Origin of the sequence: Corallococcus sp. AB049A (assembly GCF_003668885.1) — a bacterium.
Classification (GTDB): domain Bacteria; phylum Myxococcota; class Myxococcia; order Myxococcales; family Myxococcaceae; genus Corallococcus; species Corallococcus interemptor.
This window is the reverse complement of sequence record NZ_RAWL01000016.1, coordinates 1-22,776: the sequence shown is the minus strand read 5'-3', so window position 1 is coordinate 22,776 and position 22,776 is coordinate 1. Positions and strand designations below refer to the sequence as shown.

Sequence of the window (22,776 nt, the reverse complement as noted above, 5' to 3'; positions counted from 1 at the left end):
CGCCTGCCTTCCCGCCTGCCTGGGGGACGGGCCGGGTGTGTTCTCCAGGTTCACGGCCGGTGGTGGCACGACTTCCCCGGCCGGGGGGCCAGCACCACGTTTACCCGGCCCTGGGGACCACCCCGGGTTGAGCTTCCGAGGCCGTCCGCCTTGGAGAGCCGGGGAGGCAGGCCGTGGCACGCACCAAGAGGACAACGGGCCGCCGCGCGGGACGGCGGCTGGGGGCCGTGTTGACGGCCGTCTGGCTGGCGGGTGCCTGCGGACAGCGCTCCGAGGAGGTCGCGCCCACCGAGCCCACCGTCGTGTCGCTGGGGCCGGAGAACGTGGTGCGCGTGGAGCCGATGAAGCTGGAGAGCGGCCCCGTCATCTCCGGGTCGCTCCAGGCGCAGCGGCTGGCCAGCGTCCGCGCGGAGGTGGGGGGCAGCATCCTGGACGTGCACGCGGACCAGGGGCAGGCGGTGAAGGAGGGCGAGCTGCTGGCGCGCGTGGACGAGGGCACGCTGCGCGAGCAGGTGCAGGCGGCCAGCTCCACCGTGCGCGTGGCGCGCAATGCCTTGCAGGTGGCGCGGGCGGATGAGCGGCGCAATCAAATCCTCGTCCGGCAGGGCGTCATCACCCGCCGCGACTTCGAGCGCGCGCAGCTGGCCCGGACGCAGGCGGAGGGACAGCTGGCGGACGCGCAGGCTCGGCTGAAGCTGGCGCAGGACCAGCTGGGGCGCACGAAGGTGACGGCGCCCTTCGCGGGCGTGGTGAGCGAGCGGCAGGTGCACGCGGGCGACATCGTCCAGCCGGGCGCGCCGCTCTTCACGGTGGTGGACCCCGCCACGCTGCGGCTGGAGGCCTCCGTGCCCGCGGCGCAGCTGGGCCAGGTGCAGGTGGGCACGTCCGTGGACTTCCGCGTGAACGGCTTCGCGGACCGCGCCTTCAAGGGGCAGGTGGAGCGCATCAACCCGGCGGTGGACCCCGCCACGGGCCAGGTGCGCATCTACGTGAACATCCCCAACACCGAACAGGCGCTGCTGGCCGGACTCTTCGCGGAGGGGCGCGTGGCGTCCCAGGCGAAGGAGGCGCTGGCCGTGCCGGTGGACGCGCTGGACACGCGCCAGGAGCCGCCCACCGTGCAGCGCGTCTCCAACGGCAAGGTGGAGCAGGTGGCGGTGACACTGGGCCTGCGCGACGACGTGGCGCAGGCGGTGGAGGTGAGGTCGGGGCTGAAGGCCGGGGACGTGGTGCTGCTCGGCTCCGCGCGCGACCTGACGGCCGGCACGCCCGTGAAGCTCACCGCCGCGCCGCAAGCGCCGAAGAAGCAGCCCCGGTCCGTCTCACCTCCGGAGGCCCAGCAGGGCGTGGGCGGCAGTGGGCCCCAGGCTCCGGTGAAGGCTCCGGCGGCGGCGGGGACGGCCACGCCTCCCGCACAGGCTCCCGCGAAGTAGCCGCGAGGCGTCTCCACTTCTTGAAGCAGCACCGCAGGAGTCGTCCGTGTTCATCTCCGACTTCGCCATCAAGCGCCCCATCATCACCATCACGGCGATGGTGGCGCTCGTCGTGTTCGGCATCGTCGCGCTCATCAACCTGGAGACGGACGAGTTCCCGGACGTTCAGCAGCCGGTCATCAACGTCACCATCGCGTACCCGGGCGCATCACCCGACACGGTGGAGCGCGAAATCGTGGAGCCCATCGAGGACGCCATCTTCGCCATCTCCGGCGTGGACGGGAAGAAGACCACGTCCAGCTCCACGGACAGCCTGGCGAACTTCACGGTCTTCTTCGACTTCGAGAAGGACATCCAGGAGGCGTCCCAGGACATCCGCGACGCCATCTCCAGCAAGCGCGCGGACCTGCCGCAGGAGATGGAGGAGCCCATCCTCACGCGCTTCGACCCGGCGGATCAGCCCATCGTGTCGCTGGTGCTGACGTCGGACGCGCTGGACGTGCCCGCGCTGACGCTCATCGCGGACCCCATGGTGGTGGGGGATTTGCGCTCGGTGCCCGGCGTGGCGCAGGCCACGGTGGTGGGCGGCGTGGACCGCGAGATGACGGTGCAGGTGCGGCCCGCGTCGCTCCAGGCGGCGGGCCTGTCGGTGGCGCAGGTGGTGGCCGCGCTCCAGGCGCAGAACCTGGCGGCGCCGGTGGGCCGGCTCAACACCGAGCTGCAGGAGAAGACCATCCGGCTCAAGGGCCGCCTGGAGACGCCGGAGGACTTCGCGCAGGTGCCCATCGCGGAGCGCAACGGCCGCGCGCTGCGGCTGGGTGAAGTGGCGGACGTGTTCGCGGGCACGGAGGAGCCTCGCACCCTGTCGCTCTACAACGGCGCGCAGGCGGTGGGCATCGAGGTCATCAAGACCAAGGGCTACAGCACCACGGAGGTCGCGGACGGCGTGCGCGAGCGGGTGAAGATGCTCCAGCAGCGGCTGCCCGCCAACGCGAAGCTGGAGATTGTCCGCGACGCGGGCACGCGCGTGGAGAACTCGGTGGTCAACGTGCAGCAGGCGCTGATTGAGGGCGCGCTGCTCACGGTGCTGGTGGTGTTCCTGTTCCTCAACTCGTGGCGCTCCACGGTCATCACCGGCCTGGCGCTGCCGGTGTCCGTGCTGGCGTCGTTCGTGAGCGTGTGGGCGTTCGGCTTCACGCTCAACACGATGTCGCTGTTGGGCCTGACGCTGGCCATTGGCATCCTCATCGACGACGCCATCGTGGTGCGCGAGAACATCGTGCGGCACGTGGAGATGGGGAAGGACCACTACACGGCGTCTCGTGAGGGCACCAGCGAGATTGGCCTCGCGGTGGCGGCGACGACGTTCTCCATCGTGGCGGTGTTCGTCCCGGTGGCGTTCATGTACGGCGTGGCCGGGCAGTGGTTCAAGCCGTTCGCGCTCACCATCGCGTGCTCGGTGCTGGTGTCGCTGTTCGTGAGCTTCTCGCTGGACCCCATGCTCAGCGCGTACTGGCCCGACCCGCAGGTGGAGAAGGGCGAGCGGCGCAACTTCATCTCGCGCGGGCTGGAGCGCTTCAACCACTGGTTCGACCGGCAGGCGGACCGCTACAAGGGCATCATCGCCTGGGCGCTGGACCACCGGCTCGCGATGGTGCTGCTGGCGGTGGGCTCGCTGGTGGGCGCGGTGGCGCTGCAGGGCCTCTTCGGCGGCGCGGGCTTCGTGCCGGTGAGCGACCGCGCGGAGATTGAGATGCTGGTGGAGACGCCCGCGGGCTCCAGCCTGGACTACACGCGGCGCAAGGTGGAGGAGGTGTCCCGCATCACGCGGCAGCACCCGGAGGTCGCGTACACGTACACGACCATTGGCGTGCCGCTGCCCTTGCGCTCGCCGGGCGTGGACCAGGCGCTGGTGTACGTGCGGCTCAAGCCCAAGACGGAGCGCAAGGCGAGCCAGGAGGTGCTGGGCAAGACGCTGCGCCAGGAGCTGCTCGCGGTGGGCGGCGCGAACACGTCCGTGTTCACCAGCGGCTTTGGCGGGGCCATCAAGTCCATCCAGCTGGAGCTGCGCGGGCCGGAGTCCAAGGGGCTCAACCAGCTGGCGCAGCAGGTGATGAAGGAGGTGAAGCAGGTGCCGGGCGCGGTGGACGTGGGGCTGTCCACGCGCGGTGAGAAGCCGGAGCTGGAGGTGGAGCTCAACCGGGGCGTCGCGGGCCAGCTCAACGTGACGGTGGGGCAGGTGGCGCAGTCCCTGCGGCCGGCCTTCGCGGGCCTGGACTCCGGTGACTGGGTGGACCCCATTGGCGAGACGCGCGACGTGATGGTGCGCCTGGCGCCGCAGTTCCGGGAGAACCCGTCCCAGCTGGCGCAGCTGCCCCTGGTGGTGGGCACGAGTCCCACGGGCACGCCGGTGACGGTGCCGCTGGGACAGGTGGCGTCCGTGAAGCAGACCGTGGGCCCGGCGCAGATTGACCACCTCAACCGCGAGAAGGTCATCAACGTGCAGGCGAACGTGGCGGGGCGGTCGCTGTCGGAGGTGACGAACGACATCCAGACGCGGCTCAAGGCGGTGAAGCTGCCGCCGGGCTACGAGCTGTCCACCGGCGGCGAGTCCGCGGATCAGCAGGAGGTGTTCGGCCGGGTGTTCCTGGCGCTGGGCGTGGCGGTGATGCTGATGTACCTCATCCTCGTCATCCAGTTCGGTTCGTTCCTGGATCCGCTGGCCATCCTGGTGTCGCTGCCGCTGTCGCTGATTGGCGTGGTGCTGGCATTGGTGGTGACAGGGGACACGCTGAACATCATGAGCCTCATCGGCGTCATCCTGCTGATGGGCATCGTGGCGAAGAACGCCATCCTGCTCATCGACTTCGCCAAGTGGCAGCACGAGAAGGGCATGCCGTTGCGCGAGGCGCTGATTGAAGCGGGACGCATCCGCTTGCGGCCCATCATCATGACGACCTTCGCGCTCATCGCGGGCATGGTGCCGGTGGCGCTGGGACACGGCGAGGGCGGTGACTTCCGCGCGCCGCTGGGCCGCGCGGTGATTGGCGGCGTCATCACGTCCACGCTGCTCACGCTGCTGGTGATTCCGACGGTGTATGAAATCCTGTCGGATGCCCGTGCGTGGATGGGCGGCAAGCTGCGCCGAGTGTTCAAGGGGAACGGGCAGACACACGGCGCGTCGCACGGTGGCGGCGAGCCCCGGCCCCAGCCGCAGGCCCGGCAGGACTGACGCGGACCGGATGCTCGCGTCACCCTCAAGGAACGGTTGGCGCATGGGGCTCGGGGCCATAGGGTCGGGAGTGTGGAGCTCCTGTCACCGCTGCCCGATTCGCACCGCTCGCTCATCACCGAAGCCCTGGAGGCGCTGGGGGTCACCCGCTGGGTCCTGAGCATCCATGACCCCAGCTTCCCCGGGCTCCCCGGAGAGGACCTGGGGCGGGGCTCGCCGTACTCCGAGGGGGCCGCTCGCTTCCTCGCCTTCGCTCGGGACCTGGGCTTCACCGGCATCCAGTTGGGGCCGCAGGGGCAGACCACCGCGCACAACCCGTCGCCGTATGACGGCACGCTGTTCTCTCGCAACACGCTGAACGTGGCGCTCGCGCCGCTCACGGATCCGCACGGGCCGTGGGGCGCGCTGCTGTCCACGGACACCCTGGCGCGGCTCGTCTCCGAAATGCCCGGGGACAAGGGACCGGAGGCCCGCTACTCCGCCGCGTGCCGGGGCCAGACGCTTGCGCTCCAGGAGGCGTGGGACACCTTCCGGCGTGAGCGGGACCGCGTGGATGCTCCCGCGTCCATCCTCGCGCTCATCCGCCGCTTCGCGGACTTCCGCCTGGAGCACCGCGAGTGGCTGGAGCGGGATGCGCTCTTCGATGTGCTCGCCGCCCGGCATCACACGCCGGATGACTGGCGAGGTTGGGCGGATTCGTTGGACGGGCGCCTGTTCGCGCCGCGTGCCGGTGAGGTCATGCAGGCGGAGGCGCGCATCCGCGAGCTGCTCCTCTCCGAAGCCGACGCGGTGGAGCAGTACGCCTTCCGCCAGTTCCTCGTGCACGAGCAGCACGGGCTGCTTCGCGAGCGCGCGGGGGCCTGGGGCCTCAAGTTGTACGGGGACCTCCAGATTGGCTTCTCGCCCCAGGACACGTGGGCGCGGCAGGGGCTGTTCCTGGGGGCGTACCTCATGGGCGCGCCTCCCAGCCGCACCAACCCGGAGGGCCAGCCGTGGAACTACCCGGTGCTGGACCCCGAGCAGTACGTCGCGCCGGACGGCTCCGGTCCCGGGCCCGTGCTGCGCTACCTGGACGCGCGGCTGGGCAAGATGCTGTCCGAGTACGACGGGCTGCGCATCGACCATCCGCACGGGCTGGTGTGCCCGTGGGTGTACCGCGCGGGCTCGGTGGATCCGCTGCGGGCGGTGCAGGGTGGGGCGCGGCTGTTCTCCTCGCCGGACCTGCCGGACCACCCGGAGCTGGCGCGGTACTCCATCGTTGCGCCGGAGCAGTTGGACCGGTCCGTGCCGCGCCACGCGGATGGCTGGGTGAGGGGACTCACGGAGGCGCAGGTGGCCCGGTACGCCATCCTCTTCGACTCCGTGGTGCGCACGGCGCGCGCGCACGGCCGGGCCCGCGAGGACGTGCTGTGCGAGGTGCTGAGCACGCTGCCGTACGAGCTGTCACGGGTGATGGCGCGCGATGGCCTGGGCCGCTTCCGCGTCACGCAGAAGGCGGACCTGAAGAACCCGGCGGACGTGTACCGCAGCGAGAACGTGGCCCCCGAGGACTGGGTGATGGTGGGCAACCACGACACGAAGTCGCTCTGGCGGCTCGTGTCCGAGTGGCAGTGGAAGCACGGCCTGCGCGCCCAGGCGGATTACCTCGCCGAGCGCCTGCATCCCGAAGTGGAGGGACGCGAGGCGTTCGCACGGGAGCTGGCGGAGGACCCGGGGCTGCTCGCGCAGGCGAAGTTCGCGGACCTGTTCGCCAGCCGGGCGCGCAGCGTGATGGTGTTCTTCGCGGACCTGCTGGGCATGCCGGACACGTACAACGCGCCGGGCTCCGTGGACGCGCGCAACTGGTCGCTGCGCATCCCCACGGACTGGGCCGCGCACTACCAGCAGCGGCTGCGCTCGGGGGCCGCGCTCAACCTGCCGCAAGTCTTGGCCATGGCGCTGCGCGCGGGCGGATCCGAGTCACGAACCCGCCACGCGGACCTGCTGACCCGGCTGGACGCCGCCGCTGCCCGGCTGCGAAGTGAATGACCTCCGGTGCAGCGTGCCGAAAAACCTGTCCGACAGTCGGACAGGTTTTGAACGCTCGTGGCTGGAGGCTCAGGCGATGCGCCGCATGTCGAAGCGCGACTGGAGCTTCCAGTGACCGTCGGCTTCCTGCACCTCGCCGCGCCAGGTGAAGCGGTCCGGTCTGACGTCGGAGAAGCTCCAGCGGATGGGCTTCCCGTGGTGCTCGCCCAGCAGGACGAGCCGGTCCCCGTCGCGTCCTCCCGCGAGCCGGTTGATGGCGCCGCCCGTGGGACTGACCCAGGTGATCTGCCACTTGTCCGCGGCCCGGTCGAACGTGCGCACCGTGGTGCCGTAGCGCTGGTTCGCACCGGGACCTGACTGCGGAGGCGCGTGCCTCGAAGGCACGATGAACACGTCCTGCAGGGCCCGTCCGTCCAGCACCCAGTGGAACCACCACTCGCCCTGACTCTCACGGACGCTTCCGTCCGCGTCATGGTCCTGGATGGTCCCGGCCCAGCCGCCCACCAACCACCCGAAGGTGGCCGCCGCGTCGCCCAGTTCGCTCGACGGGCCCGGGCTCACCAGGGCCTCCACGAACGCCTGGGTCACGGACCCCGGTGCGGCGGGGCCGTCCGCGACCCTGCGCCAGATGCCGGCGTAGTCGATGGGCAGCCCGTCCGCGTCCACGTCCAGCATCGCGTTGAAGCCGCTCTCCAGGCTCTCGTAGCGGTAGCGCGCGGGGCCCACGCGCGTGTAGCCCTGTCTCGCGGGCACGACCTCCAGCGCGGGAAACTTCACCCAGGCCGCGCGGAGCTCCACGCTGCTGCCTTCTTGGATCCGCAGCCGCTGGATGGGCAGCGCGTTGGTGGCGGGAGTCAGGCCCAGGTCCACGTCCGTGCAGCCCTTCAGTTCCTCCGCGACCTGCCCGTTCTTCCGCCAGAGGCCTTCCCCGTCATGCTCCAGCGTGAGCGTCCGGTGCTCGCCGCGCCACGCCTGCGTCACGCGCACCCGGCGCGTGCGCCATGCACCATCGCAGACGATGGCGTACTCCGCCCGCAGCGGTGCTCCCTCCTCCACGACGAGAATCAGTCCGGAGAGCTCCACGCCCTCCGGGCCGCGCCGCATGCGTGCATGCTCGAAGCTCAGTTCATCCATCACGCGCCGCCAGATGAGCTCCCGCGTGACTGTCGTTGCCTCCGTCGCCATGATGCCGTCACCCCGTTTGGACATGCGGGCAGGATGGAAGGTGTGCACCGTGGCCGGCTTGGGGAAAGTGGACCTGACCTCGGCGCGCCTGCTCGCTTCCGGGGACGGGTGGCGCGTGCGGGAGATCCTCTGCCGCTCCGGCCCGAAGGACCCCATTTTCGAGGAACAGCACGCCGCGGTGTCCGTCTCCGCCGTGCTCTCCGGCAGCTTCACCTATCGCTCCCGGAACGGACGCGTGCTGCTGACGCCCGGCTCGGTGCTGCTCGGGGAACGGCAGGCGTCCTTCTGCTGTGGCCATGAGCACGGCGTGGGCGACCGCTGCGTCGCCTTCTCGTTCGAGCCCGCGCTCATGGAAGAGGTGGCCCGGGACCTGTCCGGGGTGACTCGGACGGACTTCCCCACGCATCGGTTGCCTCCCCTCCAGCGGCTCGCACCGCTCATCGCGGACGTGCAGGCGCTGGCGGAGCAGCCAGGCTCGCGCGGCGCGGAGGAGCTGGCGCTGCGGATGGCGGGTGCCGCGCTGAGCGGCATCCATGAAGGCAGCGCCCGCCCCGTCACCGCCACGGAAGAGCGCCGCATGGCGGACGCCGTGCGCTGGCTGGAGGCCCGGCTCGTGGAGCCCCTGTCCCTGGGCGCGCTCGCCAGCGAGCTGGGCATGGGCCGCCACCACCTGCTGCGCACCTTCCGCAAGGTGGTGGGAGAGAGTCCCTACAGCTACATCCTGGGCCGCCGCCTGACACTCGCCGCCGAGCACCTGCGGACGGACGGGACGCAGCGCATCGCGGACGTCGCCTTCGCATGCGGCTTCGGAGACCTGTCCGAGTTCGTGCGCCGCTTCCGCACCCGCTTCGGCGTCACCCCTTCCGCCTGGCGCGCGCGTGCTCGACCCGGGTCAGTGAGGACAGAGCGGGTCTCCTGAGTCTCCTTGGAAATCCCCGTTCGCGGTGCTATCGGGTCTGCGCAATTCTTGATCAGGACGAGGCACGACCGCGTGGCGAAACATCGTGAGTGGGAGTTCGGGGCGCATCGCGCGTACTTCGAGGAGCCGGACCTGTTGGTGCTGAAGTTCAACGGGCCCTCGAAGCTGGAGGATTCGAAGAAGGTGCTGGAGATCTGCCAGGAGGCGGCGAAGAACGGACCCATCTTCGTCATCTCCGACGTGTCCACCTCCAGCATCGAGAAGGAATCGCGCGAGCTGCTGGTGGCGCAGGCGAAGGCCGAGTGGTTCCGCGGCCACGTCTACCTGGGCACCGGCCCGCTCCAGCGCGCGGGCGCCAAGGCGCTGATGCTCGCGCTCTACTTCACCGGCAAGTGGACGGTGGACGTGGACTTCGCGGACTCGGAGAAGGAGGCGCGCGAGCTCATCGCGAAGAAGCGCCTCCAGCCGCCGAAGAAGTCGTAGCCGCTTCCCTCGCGCCTCAGTGCTGGACGTCCAGCACGAGGCGCGTGGGGTTGGACAGCTCCAGCACGCGGAACGGGGCACGGCGGGCGGTGCCCAGCACCCACGTCACCTCGCCCTCGAAGTCGCACACGCGCTCCAGCGCCAGCACGGACGGCAGCGCGGGCTTGAGCGAGCGCTGCGCCACCGTGGCCTGCCCCTGGTCGTCATGGGCCCGAGCCAGCGTGAAGCGCACCTCCAGCACGGCCTCGCCCGGCATCTTCACGTCGTCACCGGAGCCGCACTGCTGCACCGGCGCCTTCACGTATCCCAGCTGGTAGCCCGGCAGGCGCGGCCCCTCGAACTCGAACACCGTCCGGTCGTAGTCCGCGTGCGTCCCGGTGCGCACCGAGCGCAGCGTGATGGACGGGGGCTCGTTGCGAGGCTTCTGGACCGTCGCGGTGTTCCACGCCGCGTCCACGACCCCGGGGTTCCCACCCGCATCCGGCTTCACGTCCAGCACCTGATGGACCACGGGGGCGGTGGCCGCCGGGCCCTCGCGCGGCACGGTGCTGGGCGGCGGGGCCACGGCCGGCACGTCCATGGGGACGGTCTGGGGCTCCTGCTTCTGGCAGCCCTGGCCCAGCAGTCCCAACGCCATTCCCAGCGCGTACATCCCTTGTCGCAGGCGCATCCGGTTCCTCCCATCAAACCCCGTCACCCGGGGACTCCCCGTGTCCTTGCACACCCAGCGGTCCGGGACCATGGAAGATGCGCCTTACCCGCGCCGTTGCGTATAGCGTCCGCCCGGCCACAGTCCCCTGGCCCCCCTTCGTGCACTGGAGAGATCCGCACCATGGCCATCGACCTGACCTCCCTCCCGCGTCCCTCTCGCGACGACACCACCGTGAGCACCATGGCGCGTGGGCTCGTGGGCAGCGAAATCCTCCGCATCGCGGCGGAGATCCGCGAGCTCGTGGCCAAGGGCAACAAGGTGTGCAACCTCACCGTGGGGGACTTCAGCCCGAAGGAGTTCCCCATCCCGGACGGCCTGCGCGACCAGATTGGCGCCGCGCTCCAGGCCGGTGAGACGAACTACCCGCCGTCCGACGGCGTGCTGGACCTGCGCCAGGCCGTGCAGCGCTTCTACGAGCGCTCCCTGGGGCTGAAGTACCCGCTGGAGGGCATCACCATCGCGGGCGGCGCGCGGCCGGTCATCTACGCCATCTTCCGCGCGGTGCTCGACCCGGGGGACGTCGTCATCTACCCGGTCCCGTCGTGGAACAACAACCACTACGCCCACATGCTGGGCGCGAAGAGCGTGGTCGTCACGACGGACGCGGCAGCGGGCTTCATGCCCACGCTGGCGCAGCTGGAGCCGCACCTGTCCACCGCGCGCCTGTTGTGCCTGTGCAGCCCGCTCAACCCCACCGGCACGATGATCGACCCGGAGGCCCTGCGCGCCATCTGCCAGCGCATCGTGGAGGAGAACCGCGCGCGCGAGGGCCGCGGCCAGAAGCCCCTCATCCTGATGTACGACCACATCTACTGGGTGCTGAGCTTCGGCAAGAAGCACGTCACGCCCGTGGCGCTGGTGCCGGAGATGGCGCCGTACACCGTGTTCGTGGACGGCATCAGCAAGGCCTTCGCCGCCACCGGCGTGCGCGTGGGCTGGGGCGTGGGCGCGCCCACCATTATCTCCCGCATGCGCGACGTGCTGGGCCACGTGGGCGCCTGGGCCCCCAAGGCTGAACAGCTGGCCACCGCGCGCTACCTGGACGACACCCAGGCCACCGAGTCCTTCCTGACGACGATGCGCCAGCGCGTCGACGTGCGCCTGGAGGCCCTCTACAAGGGCTTCCAGCGCATGAAGGACGCGGGCCTGCCGGTGGAGGCCATCGCGCCGCAGGGCGCCATCTACCTCACGGTGCGCTTCGACGTGGTGGGCAAGGACGGGCTCGCCACCAACGACGCCATCCGCAAGCGCCTGCTGGAGAAGGCCCGCTTCGCCGTGGTGCCCTTCCAGGCGTTCGGCCTGGCCGAGGACACCGGCTGGTTCCGCCTCTCCGTGGGCGCCACCTCCGTGGCCGAAATCGAAGAGGCGCTGCCCCGCGTGGAGGCCACCGTGCGGGAAATCCTCGCGGCCCGGTAGCCACTTTCCTCCACAGGCTGGCAGGCAGGGAATAGCCTGCCAGCCGTGGCGTTGAGGGCGCCGCCATCATGCTCAAGCGCTTCGTGGACGTCCGGGACGAGGAGGTGGGGGCGGTCCTCGGGGCGTTCGTCTACTTCTTCACGCTGATGTGCGGCTACGCCATCCTGCGGCCCATCCGCAACGAGATGGGCACCGCGGGCGACGTGAAGCACCTGCCCTGGCTCTTCACCGTCACCTTCGTGGTGATGCTGTTGGCGGTGCCGGCCTTCTCCGCGCTGGTGGCGCGCTACCCCCGGCGCGTGGTGGTGCCGCGCGTCTACCGCTTCTTCCTCTTGAACCTGCTGGCCTTCTTCGCGCTGCTCAAGTGGGGCGTGGCGAAGGAGACCGTGGCGCGCGCCTTCTACGTCTGGCTGAGCGTCTACAACCTGTTCGTCGTCTCCATCTTCTGGAGCTTCATGGCGGACGTGTTCGCCAGCGACCAGGGCAAGCGGCTCTTCGGCTTCATCGCCGCGGGCGGCACCACGGGCATGATTGTCGGCCCGTTCCTGGTGGGCAGACTCGCCGAGCCGGTGGGGCCGGTGAACCTCATCCTCGTGTCCGCGGTGATGCTGGAGGTGAGCGCGCAGTGCGTGGGCCGCCTGGGCCACTGGGCCAGGGACGTGCAGCACCAGCCCGCGACGCGCGAGGGGCCGGTGGGCGGCGGGATGCTCGCGGGCCTGCGGCTCCTGGTGACGTCGCCGTTCCTGCTCGCGCTGGGGCTGCAAGTGCTGCTGTACGCGGCGACCTCCACGTTCCTGTACTACCAGGAGGTGCAGCTGGTCGCGTCGCTGGCGAAGGACGCGGCGGCGCGCACGGCGGCGTTCGCGGACATCGACTTCTGGGTGCAGGTGCTGACGCTGGCCATCCAGACGCTCGTCACCGGGCGGGTCATCTCCCGTCTGGGATTGGGCGTGGCCATGGCGGTGGCGCCGGTGCTCACGCTGGTGGGCTTTGGCGTGCTGGCGTTCGCGCCGGTGCTGGCGGTGCTCATCGCCGTCAAGTCGCTGCGGGGCGCGAGCCACTACGCGCTGGAGCGCCCGTCGCGCGAAATCCTGTTCACCACGGTGGACCGCGAGGCCCGCTACAAGTCCAAGAGCTTCATCGACACGGTGGTGTACCGCGGCAGCGACACGCTGAGCGCGTGGCTGCAGGGCGGCTTGACGGCATTGGGCCTGGGCATGACGGGCCTGTCCTTGGCGGCCGTGCCCGTGGCCGCGCTGTGGCTGGCGGTGGCCCTGTACCTGGCGCGCCAGCAGCGCACGCGCGCCGCTGAAAGCATTCCGCAGACGCAGACGACCCTTCCTGGAGGAACCACGGCATGAAGCTGACCCGAAGAGGCGTGATTCAAGCGGCGGCCGCGTTGAGCGCGGTCCAGGTGCTGGGCTGTGCATCGTCTCCCAAGGCGGGCCCCGCCACCGGTGATGACAAGGGGGAGGCCCCGGGCAAGCCGCTGAACATCCTCATCCTGGGCGGCACCCGGTTCCTGGGCCCCGCGCTGGTGCAGGTGGCGCAGGCGCGCGGCCACACGCTCACGCTCTTCAACCGCGGCAAGTCCAACCCCGGCCTCTTCCCGGACGTGGAGAAGCTGCAGGGCGACCGCGACCCCAACAAGGGCGAGGGCCTGAAGGCGCTGCAGGGCCGCAAGTGGGACGCGGTCATCGACACGTCCGGCTACGTGCCGCGCATCGTGAAGGCGTCCGCGGAGCTGCTCGCGCCCAACGTGGGCCAGTACGTCTTCGTCTCCAGCGTGTCCGTCTACAAGGACATGACGAAGAAGGACCTCAACGAGTCCGACGCCGTGGGCACGATTCCGGACGAGACGACGGAGGAGGTGGGCGAGACGAGCTACGGCCCGCTCAAGGCGCTCTGTGAGAAGGCCGCCGAGGCCGCGCTGCCCGGCCGCACGCTCAACGTCCGCCCCGGCCTCATCGTGGGCCCGGATGACGGCTCCGACCGCTTCACCTACTGGCCGCTGCGCGTGGCGAAGGGCGGCGAGGTGCTGGCCCCCGGCGACGGCGAGGACCCGGTGCAGATCATCGACGCGCGCGACCTGGCCGCGTTCATCATCCGCAACGTGGAGCACCGCACCGCGGGCATCTTCAACGTCACCGGCCCGCTGAAGCCCATGAACATGAAGGGCATGCTGGAGGACATCCAGAAGGCCACCGGGAGCGACGCGCGCTTCACCTGGGTGGACACGGCCTTCCTGGATGCGCAGAAGGTGACGGCCTTCGCGGACATGCCCGCGTGGGTGCCGCGCACCGGGCCGGAGAGCGGCATTGGCGCGGTGAGCATCGCGCGCGCCACGCAGGCGGGGCTCGTCACCCGGCCGCTCGCGGACACCGTGCGCGACACGCTGACCTGGTTCCACGGGCTGCCGGCGGACCGTCAGGCCCAGCTGCGCTCGGGCCTGTCTCCTGAGAGGGAGAAGGAGGTGCTCGCGGCCTGGCACCAGGCGAAGGGCACCGCGAAGGCGGGCTAGAGGCGCCCGTGTCCTGGACCCCGCGGGCCTGCCCGTGGGGTAGCCGGGCGTCCGGGGGGGCCCTCGGGCAGGCGGGGGAAGGCAAGCGCTGGCCGGGCGCGTCATGCGTCCGCACCTTCCCGCCATGGAACGCGATCAGGACAGCAGGCATCACGTGGTCATCGTGGGGGCGGGCTTCGGCGGGCTCGAGGCCGCGAAGGCGCTGGGCAAGGCGGACAACGTGCGGGTGACGGTGGTGGACCGCTACAACCACCACCTCTTCCAGCCGCTGCTCTACCAGGTGGCGACGTCGGTGCTGAACACCGCGGACATCTCCGCGCCCATCCGCAGCGTGCTGCACTCGCGCAACACGGAGGTGCTGCTGGCGGAGGCGAAGTCGGTGGACGCGCGCCGCAAGGTGCTCGTCGTGGAGGGCGGGGAGATTGCCTACGACTCGCTGGTGGTGGCCACGGGCGCGACGCACTCGTACTTCAAGCACCCGGAGTGGGCGCAGGTGGCGCCGGGCCTGAAGACGCTGGAGGACGCGGTCCGCATCCGCGAGCGCATCCTCACGGCCTTCGAGGCGGCGGAGCGCGAGCCGGACCCGGTGCGCCAGCGCGAGTGGATGACCTTCGTCATCATCGGCGCGGGGCCCACGGGCGTGGAGCTGGCGGGGGCGCTCGCGTACATGACGCGGCACTCGCTGCCCAAGGACTTCCGGAACATCGACACGCGCCAGGCGCGGGTGGTCCTGCTGGAGGGTCTGCCGCGCGTGCTGAGCGCGTACCCGGAGGAGCTGTCGGAGGCGGCGAGGCGCGACCTGGAGAAGCTGCACGTCGAGGTGCGCACCGGCGCGCTGGTGACGGCCATCGACGAAGCGGGCGTCACGTTCGGGGACGAGCACATCGCCACGCGCACGGTGCTGTGGGGCGCGGGCGTGGCGGCGTCTCCGCTGGTGCGCTCGCTGGAGGTGCCGCTGGACCGCGCGGGCCGTGTGCAGGTGACGCCTCAGTTGACGGCGCCGGGCCTGGACGACGTGTATGTGATTGGCGACGTGGCGGCGGCGACGCAGGACGGCAAGCCCGTGCCGGGCATCGCGCCGGCGGCGATGCAGATGGGGCGGCACGTGGCGAAGACCCTCCGTGACCGCCTGGCGAACAAGCCGCTGCGGCCCTTCCGCTATCATGACAAGGGCAGCTTCGCGGTGATTGGCCGCGGCTACGCGGTGGGCGTGCTCTACGACAAGTGGCGCATGAAGGGGCTGCCCGCGTGGTGTGTCTGGGCGGGAGTGCACATCGCCTACCTCATCGGCTTCCGCAACCGCCTCTTCGTGATGCTCAACTGGGGCTACACGTTCTTCACCCAGGGCGGCCGGAACATGCGGCTCATCACCAACAACGTCTCCAAGCGCATGCCCGCCCTGAGGGCACCCCGCCAGGCACCCGCCCTGCCTCCTCCTCCCGCGCGCCCGGAGCTGCCGACGTCACAGCCCGCTCCGGTGCACTGAGGCAAGAATACCAATAACTAGACCCAGACTAGGTTCTTAATGCCTAGTTTCTGAGCTGCGTCGAGAACCATTGCTCGGAATTCAGGGCCCGCGAATTTCCCGGTTGACTGAAGGAGCACGGCCCCGTGGGCAATTCGCCCGGGGCGGTTGAAAGTTCGCTCGTGGAGTGACATCAAGACATGACGCCAGTCAGCCGCCCGAGCCCAGCAAACTGTCAATCCATTGTCGAGAACCAGCCCATGAGGCTTGATGAACTCTTCAACGATAGGGGTGTCCGGATTTATTCGGAGGATTCGCAGCGGCCGTTTGGCGTCACCATGATGCGTCCGAATATAGGATTTGAGTAGCGTGTCTTTAATGTAGACGCGAACTTTCCCTTTTGCGATGTACCTGCTTAAGATCCCTCCAATTTCAGGATCGTCGGTCCATAGTGCGTATTGTGCCGCCCGTTGTGGCATGGGGAGTACAGCCCAATCGAGCTCGTCGGCTCGCGCCCAAACGCGATTGCGTACTTCAGTCTTAACGTCGAGAGGAATTGTCACTGGATTCCTCCTGGAGGAAGTGGATTTGGAAAATCGAATTCAGGAAGTTCAAGCGTAGCATTCCCTTCGCGGCTCAGTAGGTTTGCTTGATCAAGGACCCACTCGCGTAGGAAACTGCCAGCTGAGTAGTCATTGAAATTGATTAACTGAGCACCCAGACTAAGCCGCTCAATCGACTCACGTCGTGTTGCGCGGTCAAGTTCTAAGACTTCTGCTATACGTCGGAGATCCGTCACGAAGTCTAGGACGATGACCTTGTCCTTGGTCTTGCTTATGCGGAGTCCACGGCCTAGCTGTTGAACAAAAATACGCCGACTGTGAGTCGCTCGCATGAAGACCACCAAGTCTACATCGGGAACGTCGACTCCTTCGTTGAAAAGGTCCACGGTGGCGAGGATTTCGATTTTCCCAGTGCGAAACTTTGACATGAGAACATCTCGTTCTCTTGCTGGAGTTTCGGAGGAGATGACCTCGCTTTTGAATTCGTATTTCCTCAAGGCTGCCACGAAATTATTAGCATGCTCAATCGTTGGACAGAAGACGATTCCGGCTCGGCGGCGTTCAAGATCAAATGCCGCACGGATCTGACGCGCAGCTTCTTCGTCTCGTGTCGGAATGATTAAGCGTCGGTTGAGCTGTGCGAGGGAATATCGATATTTTGACTGTGTTTGAACGAAATTCCAGTCAATATTGTCCGCGAGTAGGCGATAGTCTACTTCCGCGAGAAAACCCTTTGCGAGTCCTTCCGCTATGCCCATGCGAAAAACGGGCTCGCCGAGCAATTGGTCGAGATCATAGGAGTCCCCGCGCCAGGGCGTTGCTGTTGCTCCTCCAATCATTGGCGGGGCAAGACAGGCGAGAGTTCGTTGGAACATCTCAGCTCCTATGTGATGCGCCTCGTCGATAATTACAAGGCCGAACCTCGGTAAGTTCTCAAGGCGTGGGACTACGCTCTGTACCGTAGCGAAGGTGATTCCCTCCCAAAACGCTGGCTTTTCGCCATCACTTAAGTGATGGGTTGGGACCCACCGAGGCAGTTGTAGCCAAAAGCTTCGGTGAAGTTGCTCAACTAAATCTCGAGTGTGCGCGAGAACAAGTACGCGGTCATTCTCAACCAATCCATCTCTCAGAAGCCCTGCGGTCACCTCCGCCATGACGATGGTCTTACCCAGGCCAGTCGCCATGACGAGCTGGCCTCTGCCACGGTCAACCAGGGCTGTCCTTAGGAGGTCAGTCGCAGATTCCTGATACTTCCTGAGGTGCCGTTGGTGAAACGCATATTCAGGCGTCGCCGCCATAAGCTGCAGCAATTCTCGTGGGCCCACCACCTCAATGTTAAGGCCGAGCTGGCGGTAGCGCTCTTGCTCCTCGCGGAATGCATCACCTGGTTGCCGCGAGGCCGCGACTACCATCCTTTGAGCGCCGTAATGACGTGCAGCGTTGGCGACTTCAGTAAGTGCCGCCTTGGGTGGAGCCTGAGTAGTGGTGTGTTTGCATTGAAATACCCATAGCTGTTCAGCTTTAATGCCTAAGACGTCGCCACCTTGATCGCCGCTCCCGGCTACAATGCGAACATCGTCGAATCCGTTCGCGAGCATGAGCCGGGCAACGTCTCGTTCGAGCATTTGCCACGGCCCATTGATCAGCCGGCGTTCATCAAGGAAGCCCTTGGATAAGTCCAGCATCTAATCCTCATCGGGAGCAAGCAGCTCTAGTGCAAGCGCGCTTCGGAGCAAACGTGGCCGCGACGCTTCCGCCAGCGACAGAGGATCGCACTCTGCAAGCCAAAGTGCATCTAAGAGAAGGCCCGAGTAATAACGTACCCGCTCACCTTTAGCTTGTTCAGTCGCTGCGGTTGTCGGCAAATCAAGTTCACTAAACGACGCGTCCCAGCATCGGCCGTCAAAAAATAGTTCCGGGAATCGACCGAAAATTTTGATTAGAGTTTGCCGCGAGGCGAACTCAAGGAATCGTCCCTCGCCAATAAGGGTCTTAGGGGAATTCACTTGGCGCGTAACCATCTTGGCGATGATTTCGCTCCGGTCCGATTCAGAAAGCTCATTGAAGAGAGCCGAACCCTCCGATGCGTCAAGGCCTTTGGATACTTTGCCACCGATAGTGGCGAGGATATTGACCGCGTTCAGGGACAGCGCGACCGGATCAAGCCTATTGGGTGAGCCATAGGCTTCACGCAGATTCGCGAGTATTAAATCAAAGTCAGCGGCCGCTTTGATGCTGCGTTGATGGTCCATGACGGCCTGGGCAAGCTGAGTTAGCAATGCATCCAGCGGCGTCATGGTCGCTGACTGGAAAACGTTGTGAGCTGGGTTCACTAGGAAAAGGAATATGCCGGACGGATCCGCTTTTAATCTCCAAGGCCGTTTGGGGTTGATGAGATCTGGATCCGCAGAAGTTACCTCGAATGCGCTAACTTTGAATGTTTGACCAGTGGAGGGCTCTCTGTACTCTTGTGAAAGAGCATGAATCGCTAACCGAGGAGCAGGTGGCGGGGCCTTGGGAGGGGCTTGAGGAGGCTCGTTTTTTCCTGGTGAAGGAGCGGGTCCGCCGAAGCCTGGAAGTGGAGTTGGGTTTGCCGGGGAACCATCTGGAGGGGGGGATGTTGTATCTGGAGGCAGGGCAGGCGGAGTTGCGCCTTTGAGTAGGGCATTGTCTGCCTCTTCCACAAGCTCCCACCACTTCATATCGGTTGCGAAAGCAGGGTCTCCGCTGCGGAACTGCTCCCCCATTTTGATGGCTTGGCCATTGAGATCGGGTGGGACGAGGAGCAGTTTTTTGTAACAGCCAGGGACTTTCTTATAAGGGGTGGAACGTCTAAATGCTTGATATAGCTTGAAGAGCGGAGACGTGTTGAGCGTCGGGTCATAGCCTTTGTCCCTGGCTACTTCCGGGCGGAGAGGCCCTTGTCCTCTAACAAGTAGTGTCATCTCCTCCCAGGCAGGATCGGTTCGCTCAAACCGATCCTTCATGTAGCTTACTCGGCAGTGATCAATGTGAATTTCTCCGACCAGACGACCAAGACGACGATGGTCATCGATAGGATATTCTTTCACTGGGGATCCATCGATGTCGTTCCAGTCAAAGAGTTCTTTGCTGCGTACTTCGATTTTTCTGCCATTGCGGAGGAAGTCGATGCCAAACTCGGTCTCGTGTAAGTAGCGTTGAACACCGAGCCATCCATGGACCCGTCGTGTCCGGTCGACGACTGAACCTGTTGTGCCACAAGCGGGGCACTCGGTCAGCGCTGCGGCTAGCCATTGCCAGCACGATTGGCAAAAAGGCCGCGATGGCAGGGTGACGTTAATTGCCTGAAATGCAGCTACGGTGCCGAGCGGCGGCGGCAGGATTGCCTCCCGTAGTTGACTGCCGTTTGAGCCCCATACGCAGTGTTGATGGCCCAGTGCTTTGACTGAATTGACGGAAAGAGAAAACTCAAGGGGTTTTCCGTCGGGCCGGAGCATTGCTGAATATGCTTCGGCCAGGTGTTTCACGAGCTGTGAACGATTTGCTGCCTTTGCGAACCATTGTCTTTGGTCGACCTTTAGTGACTCAATTGTCACCTCGGTGCCGTGCTCTAGCGGGTCGACCTTTGGGCGCGTCAGCGCGTCAGTGATGTAATTCCCGTTCCGAGAGAGTGCGTCGAAATCAATGCGGAGGCCTGTCCACTCGCCGTCCGTACGTCTCGATGTCCAAACTGTGGTGACACGCCCCAGTTTGGCGGTTGCGATGTTGAATCCCATCCCAAATAGGCCGAGATTGTTTATTGGGTCGTTGCTGGTCCAGCCGGCCTTCACGGCGTTTTCAAGAGTAGTGGCTGACATGCCGGGGCCGTTATCCCGGATTGATACTTTCGAGCCTGCTGCATTGGCTGTTGGAAGGCTGACGTGAATTTCAGGCGTAGCAATGGGGGCGCCTTCACGCTGCGCTCGGAGAAATCCATCGATGGAATTATCAATTAGCTCCGCGATGCATCTCCACTGAGGAAGATTGATTTCCCCGAGCATTGGAAGAATTCGTGGGTGCGGCTGGAGATTGAACTTCGCTAGGCGCGGCTCGACGGGAGCTGTCGTCATCTTTGCCTCCAACGAACTAGAACGTAGGAAACTTAAGGGAGAATGGTAGATTGCCACTTTCGCGGCGATGGCAAAATACCCCTGTTGGAGGAGTCCTGCACGTCGTTGGTATATTCATGTTTTTCGCGATTCGCTTGTTTGGCGGTGGTGGAGCGCTGCTAGCAGACCCGATAGTAATCGCGTTGGCTTGCTAGGGCTGGGACCGGCCGTGTTGAAGTGGAAGCAGCCGCGAAACCATCACCAAGACTCGATGAATGCGGTTGTCGCCGGTGAAGTGTCTTCCGTAGGGTCACGTGCTCATTACGCAGCGTACAAGACTGCGCATCGGAAGTCGTGACCCAGAACCCAGCGCAAGGTCTCGTACTTCCAACGCGATTGCGGCATGAGACGGCGCAGCGCTTTTCAAAGCTTGCTAGCGACGAGCGCTGCTCGTTGGGAGACAGGGCTCGCCCATGGGGCGCCGATGCTTTTCTTTGGCGAATGACCCTGGCTTTAACCTGAGACGAGTGCTCAGGGTGGGGGCTGGGGTAGGAGTAACCTTGCGGTCAAGGAGCTGAACGTAGCTTTAAGTGTTCAGATTTTGCAGCGAGCTTTGCTGCTACACTTCTAGCTATTACCGCTGCCAGATCGACGGGAACTGCGTTACCCAACTGTCGCATCGCTTCTGACCAGGAGCCTTCGAATAGCCAAGTGTCAGGGAAGGTTTGGACGCGTGCGGCTTCTCTCACCGTGAGGTAGCGGACCAAACCGTCAGGGTACGCCACTATATTTTCGCCGCCAGGCACGCCATGAACGCCGGCCTTCAATGTCTTCGATGGAAGATCAATGGGGCTGCCTGTGTGCCCTGGATAGACCTTGGCACCAGGATTAAGGCGGTGGTTGCTGAAGTCTTTGGCATCACGTCCCACGATCGGCTCGGGGAGCCCAACGATGGCATCACGAATCGTCCGCCAAGGCTTGGTCTTTAGGGGACCATCCTTTTCTAGGTCTTTCAGCTTCAGCTTCAACGCGACTGGCTCGTTACGTGGCGCGCGGAGTCGATGACGCTTCCAGTACTCCTGGGTAACGAACTGCTCCCACTTCAGAGCATCTAGGCTGTGGGTTGGTTCGGGGAAATGCCACTCCAACTCGGTGTCGGCACGGAAGCCCACGACGAAGACGCGTTCGCGGGTCTGCGGAATCCCGTAGTCGGCCGCGTTCAGCAATTCGGAGACCACGTTGTACTTCAACTCCGGCTTGCGACCTTTCGTCCGCACCTCTTCCAGGCGGTTGCGATGGTCGGTCCACTCCTCATCGCGCCGCTTGGTGATGGTCGGGTACTCCAACTGAAGCTTGATGTACTCGAAGTAGTTGCTGAAGCTCTGCCGCAGCAGGCCCTTCACGTTCTCCAGGATGAACGCGCGAGGCTGCAATTCGCGCACGGCACGGACGAACTCGGGGAACATGTTGCGGCTGTCGTCCTGGGCGCGGTGCTTACCGCCAAGGCTGAAGGGCTGACACGGCGGGCCACCCGCGACGAGGTCCACTTCGCCGAAGAGGTCGAAGGACATCATCCGCACGTCGGTCTGATGCACCCGCCAACCGCTGATGCCGGGCAGGGCGTTCAGCTTCGCGTTGCGTCTGAGGGTGTCGCACGCATCGTCGTTCCATTCCATCAGACCACGATGGTGGAAGCCCGCCAGGTGCGTTCCCAATGCCAGGCCACCCGCGCCCGTGAACAGTTCAATCGAGTCCATGCGTGGGTCCATACAAGGTCGGGCTGACGAAGAAGCCCGCGATGCATGAGGCGTGGTACCGCGAAATCCCAGGTCACGCCATTAACTAGTGCGCTCCGCGCACCAGTTGATGCACCCGTGTTCACGCCGTGATCCAGCTCGTGGTGCTACAGCCCGGGATCACGCACCAGCCGCGGGAGCTTCAGCTTGATCCGGGGGAACGTGCTTCGCGGTGCGCGGGGCGGGTCCCAGGAAGTCCATGATCCGTTCGGTCAACCGCAGTGGAGCGCGGGTGAGCTCACACTCCCAGATTTCCAGGACCGACCATCCCAGGGCCTCGAGCTGCGCGCGCTTCGCCAGATCGCGTTCCCGGTTCGCTTCTAGCTTGGGGAGCCAGAAATCAAGGCGGGACTTGGGAAGGCGTGCGAGGGGGCATGTGGGATCTGGATGCCGGTGCCAGAAGCAACCGTGCACGAAGATGGCCTTGCGTCGACCGGGAAACGCGAGGTCGGGCTTCCCTGGCACCTTGCCGTAGTGGAGGCGGTAACGGTGTCCGAGCGCGGTCACCATGCGGCGGACGACAAGTTCGGGCTTTGTGTTCCGTCCCTTCACGCGAGACATGCGCTCGCTGCGCTCCTGAGGGGTCAGCGTATCCATGCCTTCTCCCAAGACGTCGACCGAGCCGCCGTCTCGCCGCTGCCGTCCCAGGCGAGCCGAACCACCCGGAACCTCTGGTCCGATTCCATCCAACGTACGTCGCGTGTCCTGGTGCGACAATGAAACCCGTGAGGCACCGTCATGACGAGCCGGTTCTCACGATGCGGCTCCTCTTTTCGCTTGGTTCCCTGAGCGTGGAACAAGAGAGCTACTCGGCCGAGATATGCAGGAGAGATACGGCCACCCGGCCCCCTGGTGGGGAGGCGGGCGTGACGGAGCGGGACAGGGGGGCCCTGGCCATGTCAGCCTCTCGCGATAGGGAAGGGTAGGGACGCGCACGGTGGGGAGCCCGACCC

Annotated in this window: 15 protein-coding genes; 9 read left to right on the top strand and 6 right to left on the bottom strand. The window is 66.1% G+C overall.

All coding sequences use genetic code 11. From position 1 onward, the window contains the following. Positions 1 to 173 precede the first annotated feature (173 nt). From D7X55_RS03280 to D7X55_RS03270, 3 genes are all read left to right on the top strand, one after another. The gene (locus D7X55_RS03280; RefSeq protein WP_199746845.1) at positions 174 to 1,433 is read left to right on the top strand and encodes an efflux RND transporter periplasmic adaptor subunit; all 1,260 of its coding nucleotides are present in this window, start codon (positions 174 to 176) and stop codon (positions 1,431 to 1,433) included. 46 nt (positions 1,434 to 1,479) lie between these two features. Continuing rightward, positions 1,480 to 4,665, top strand: a complete 3,186-nt coding sequence (locus D7X55_RS03275) for an efflux RND transporter permease subunit (protein ID WP_121722198.1) — start codon at positions 1,480 to 1,482, stop codon at positions 4,663 to 4,665. Positions 4,666 to 4,737: 72 nt separating this feature from the next. Continuing rightward, complete coding sequence (locus D7X55_RS03270; protein WP_199746844.1) at positions 4,738 to 6,693, top strand: 4-alpha-glucanotransferase; 1,956 nt, start codon at positions 4,738 to 4,740, stop codon at positions 6,691 to 6,693. 69 nt (positions 6,694 to 6,762) lie between these two features. Here D7X55_RS03270 and D7X55_RS03265 read toward each other — a convergent pair whose 3' ends face one another. Beyond that, positions 6,763 to 7,878 carry a putative glycolipid-binding domain-containing protein gene (locus D7X55_RS03265; protein WP_121722209.1) on the bottom strand — a complete coding sequence of 372 codons (1,116 nt, stop codon included), beginning with the start codon at positions 7,876 to 7,878 and terminating at the stop codon, positions 6,763 to 6,765. Between the two features lie 49 nt (positions 7,879 to 7,927). On the opposite strand from D7X55_RS03265, the gene D7X55_RS03260 reads away from it, so the two are divergent. Then, on the top strand, positions 7,928 to 8,797 hold the full coding sequence (locus D7X55_RS03260) for a helix-turn-helix domain-containing protein (protein ID WP_158626308.1): 870 nt from the start codon (positions 7,928 to 7,930) through the stop codon (positions 8,795 to 8,797). A 72-nt stretch (positions 8,798 to 8,869) separates the two neighbouring features. Further along, a complete protein-coding gene (locus D7X55_RS03255) occupies positions 8,870 to 9,280 on the top strand; it encodes a hypothetical protein (protein WP_120550156.1) in 411 nt (136 codons plus the stop codon). Positions 9,281 to 9,296: 16 nt separating this feature from the next. Here the strand turns inward: D7X55_RS03255 and D7X55_RS03250 are convergent, their stop codons facing one another. Continuing rightward, positions 9,297 to 9,950 carry a hypothetical protein gene (locus D7X55_RS03250; protein ID WP_233609543.1) on the bottom strand — a complete coding sequence of 218 codons (654 nt, stop codon included), beginning with the start codon at positions 9,948 to 9,950 and terminating at the stop codon, positions 9,297 to 9,299. A gap of 162 nt (positions 9,951 to 10,112) precedes the next feature. Here D7X55_RS03250 and D7X55_RS03245 point away from each other — a divergent pair, with 162 nt between their 5' ends. The 4 genes from D7X55_RS03245 (at position 10,113) to D7X55_RS03230 (ending at position 15,415) form a co-directional block, all read left to right on the top strand. Beyond that, positions 10,113 to 11,408 carry a pyridoxal phosphate-dependent aminotransferase gene (locus D7X55_RS03245; protein ID WP_120550158.1) on the top strand — a complete coding sequence of 432 codons (1,296 nt, stop codon included), beginning with the start codon at positions 10,113 to 10,115 and terminating at the stop codon, positions 11,406 to 11,408. A gap of 68 nt (positions 11,409 to 11,476) precedes the next feature. Further along, positions 11,477 to 12,769 carry an NTP/NDP exchange transporter gene (locus D7X55_RS03240; protein WP_120550159.1) on the top strand — a complete coding sequence of 431 codons (1,293 nt, stop codon included), beginning with the start codon at positions 11,477 to 11,479 and terminating at the stop codon, positions 12,767 to 12,769. Then, the gene (locus D7X55_RS03235) at positions 12,766 to 13,929 is read left to right on the top strand and encodes an NAD-dependent epimerase/dehydratase family protein (RefSeq protein ID WP_121722197.1); all 1,164 of its coding nucleotides are present in this window, start codon (positions 12,766 to 12,768) and stop codon (positions 13,927 to 13,929) included. The genes D7X55_RS03240 and D7X55_RS03235 overlap by 4 nt, the downstream gene beginning before the upstream one ends. A 154-nt stretch (positions 13,930 to 14,083) precedes the next feature. After that, positions 14,084 to 15,415, top strand: a complete 1,332-nt coding sequence (locus D7X55_RS03230; protein WP_121722196.1) for an NAD(P)/FAD-dependent oxidoreductase — start codon at positions 14,084 to 14,086, stop codon at positions 15,413 to 15,415. Positions 15,416 to 15,953: 538 nt separating this feature from the next. Here the strand turns inward: D7X55_RS03230 and D7X55_RS03225 are convergent. The 4 genes from D7X55_RS03225 to D7X55_RS03205 form a co-directional block, all read right to left on the bottom strand. Then, entirely contained in the window at positions 15,954 to 17,642 is a 1,689-nt protein-coding gene (locus D7X55_RS03225; RefSeq protein WP_121722195.1) for a DEAD/DEAH box helicase family protein, read from the bottom strand. Then, a complete protein-coding gene (locus tag D7X55_RS42810) occupies positions 17,643 to 20,048 on the bottom strand; it encodes an ATP-binding protein (protein WP_147470017.1) in 2,406 nt (801 codons plus the stop codon). A 545-nt stretch (positions 20,049 to 20,593) separates the two neighbouring features. Continuing rightward, complete coding sequence (locus tag D7X55_RS03210; RefSeq protein WP_121722193.1) at positions 20,594 to 21,784, bottom strand: DNA cytosine methyltransferase; 1,191 nt, start codon at positions 21,782 to 21,784, stop codon at positions 20,594 to 20,596. Between the two features lie 159 nt (positions 21,785 to 21,943). Continuing rightward, complete coding sequence (locus tag D7X55_RS03205) at positions 21,944 to 22,420, bottom strand: very short patch repair endonuclease (protein ID WP_121722192.1); 477 nt, start codon at positions 22,418 to 22,420, stop codon at positions 21,944 to 21,946. Positions 22,421 to 22,776: the final 356 nt, after the last annotated feature.

Excerpts from the sequence above, each read along its gene's own strand:
- D7X55_RS03265 (WP_121722209.1), bottom strand. The coding sequence starts at position 7,878 with ATGGCGACGGAGGCAACGACAGTCACGCGGGAGCTCATCTGGCGGCGC.
- D7X55_RS03250 (WP_233609543.1), bottom strand. The coding sequence starts at position 9,950 with ATGCGCCTGCGACAAGGGATGTACGCGCTGGGAATGGCGTTGGGACTG.
- D7X55_RS03245 (WP_120550158.1), top strand. The coding sequence starts at position 10,113 with ATGGCCATCGACCTGACCTCCCTCCCGCGTCCCTCTCGCGACGACACC.
- D7X55_RS03240 (WP_120550159.1), top strand. The coding sequence starts at position 11,477 with ATGCTCAAGCGCTTCGTGGACGTCCGGGACGAGGAGGTGGGGGCGGTC.
- D7X55_RS03235 (WP_121722197.1), top strand. The coding sequence starts at position 12,766 with ATGAAGCTGACCCGAAGAGGCGTGATTCAAGCGGCGGCCGCGTTGAGC.
- D7X55_RS03225 (WP_121722195.1), bottom strand. The coding sequence starts at position 17,642 with ATGCTGGACTTATCCAAGGGCTTCCTTGATGAACGCCGGCTGATCAAT.
- D7X55_RS42810 (WP_147470017.1), bottom strand. The coding sequence starts at position 20,048 with ATGACGACAGCTCCCGTCGAGCCGCGCCTAGCGAAGTTCAATCTCCAG.
- D7X55_RS03210 (WP_121722193.1), bottom strand. The coding sequence starts at position 21,784 with ATGGACTCGATTGAACTGTTCACGGGCGCGGGTGGCCTGGCATTGGGA.
- D7X55_RS03205 (WP_121722192.1), bottom strand. The coding sequence starts at position 22,420 with ATGGATACGCTGACCCCTCAGGAGCGCAGCGAGCGCATGTCTCGCGTG.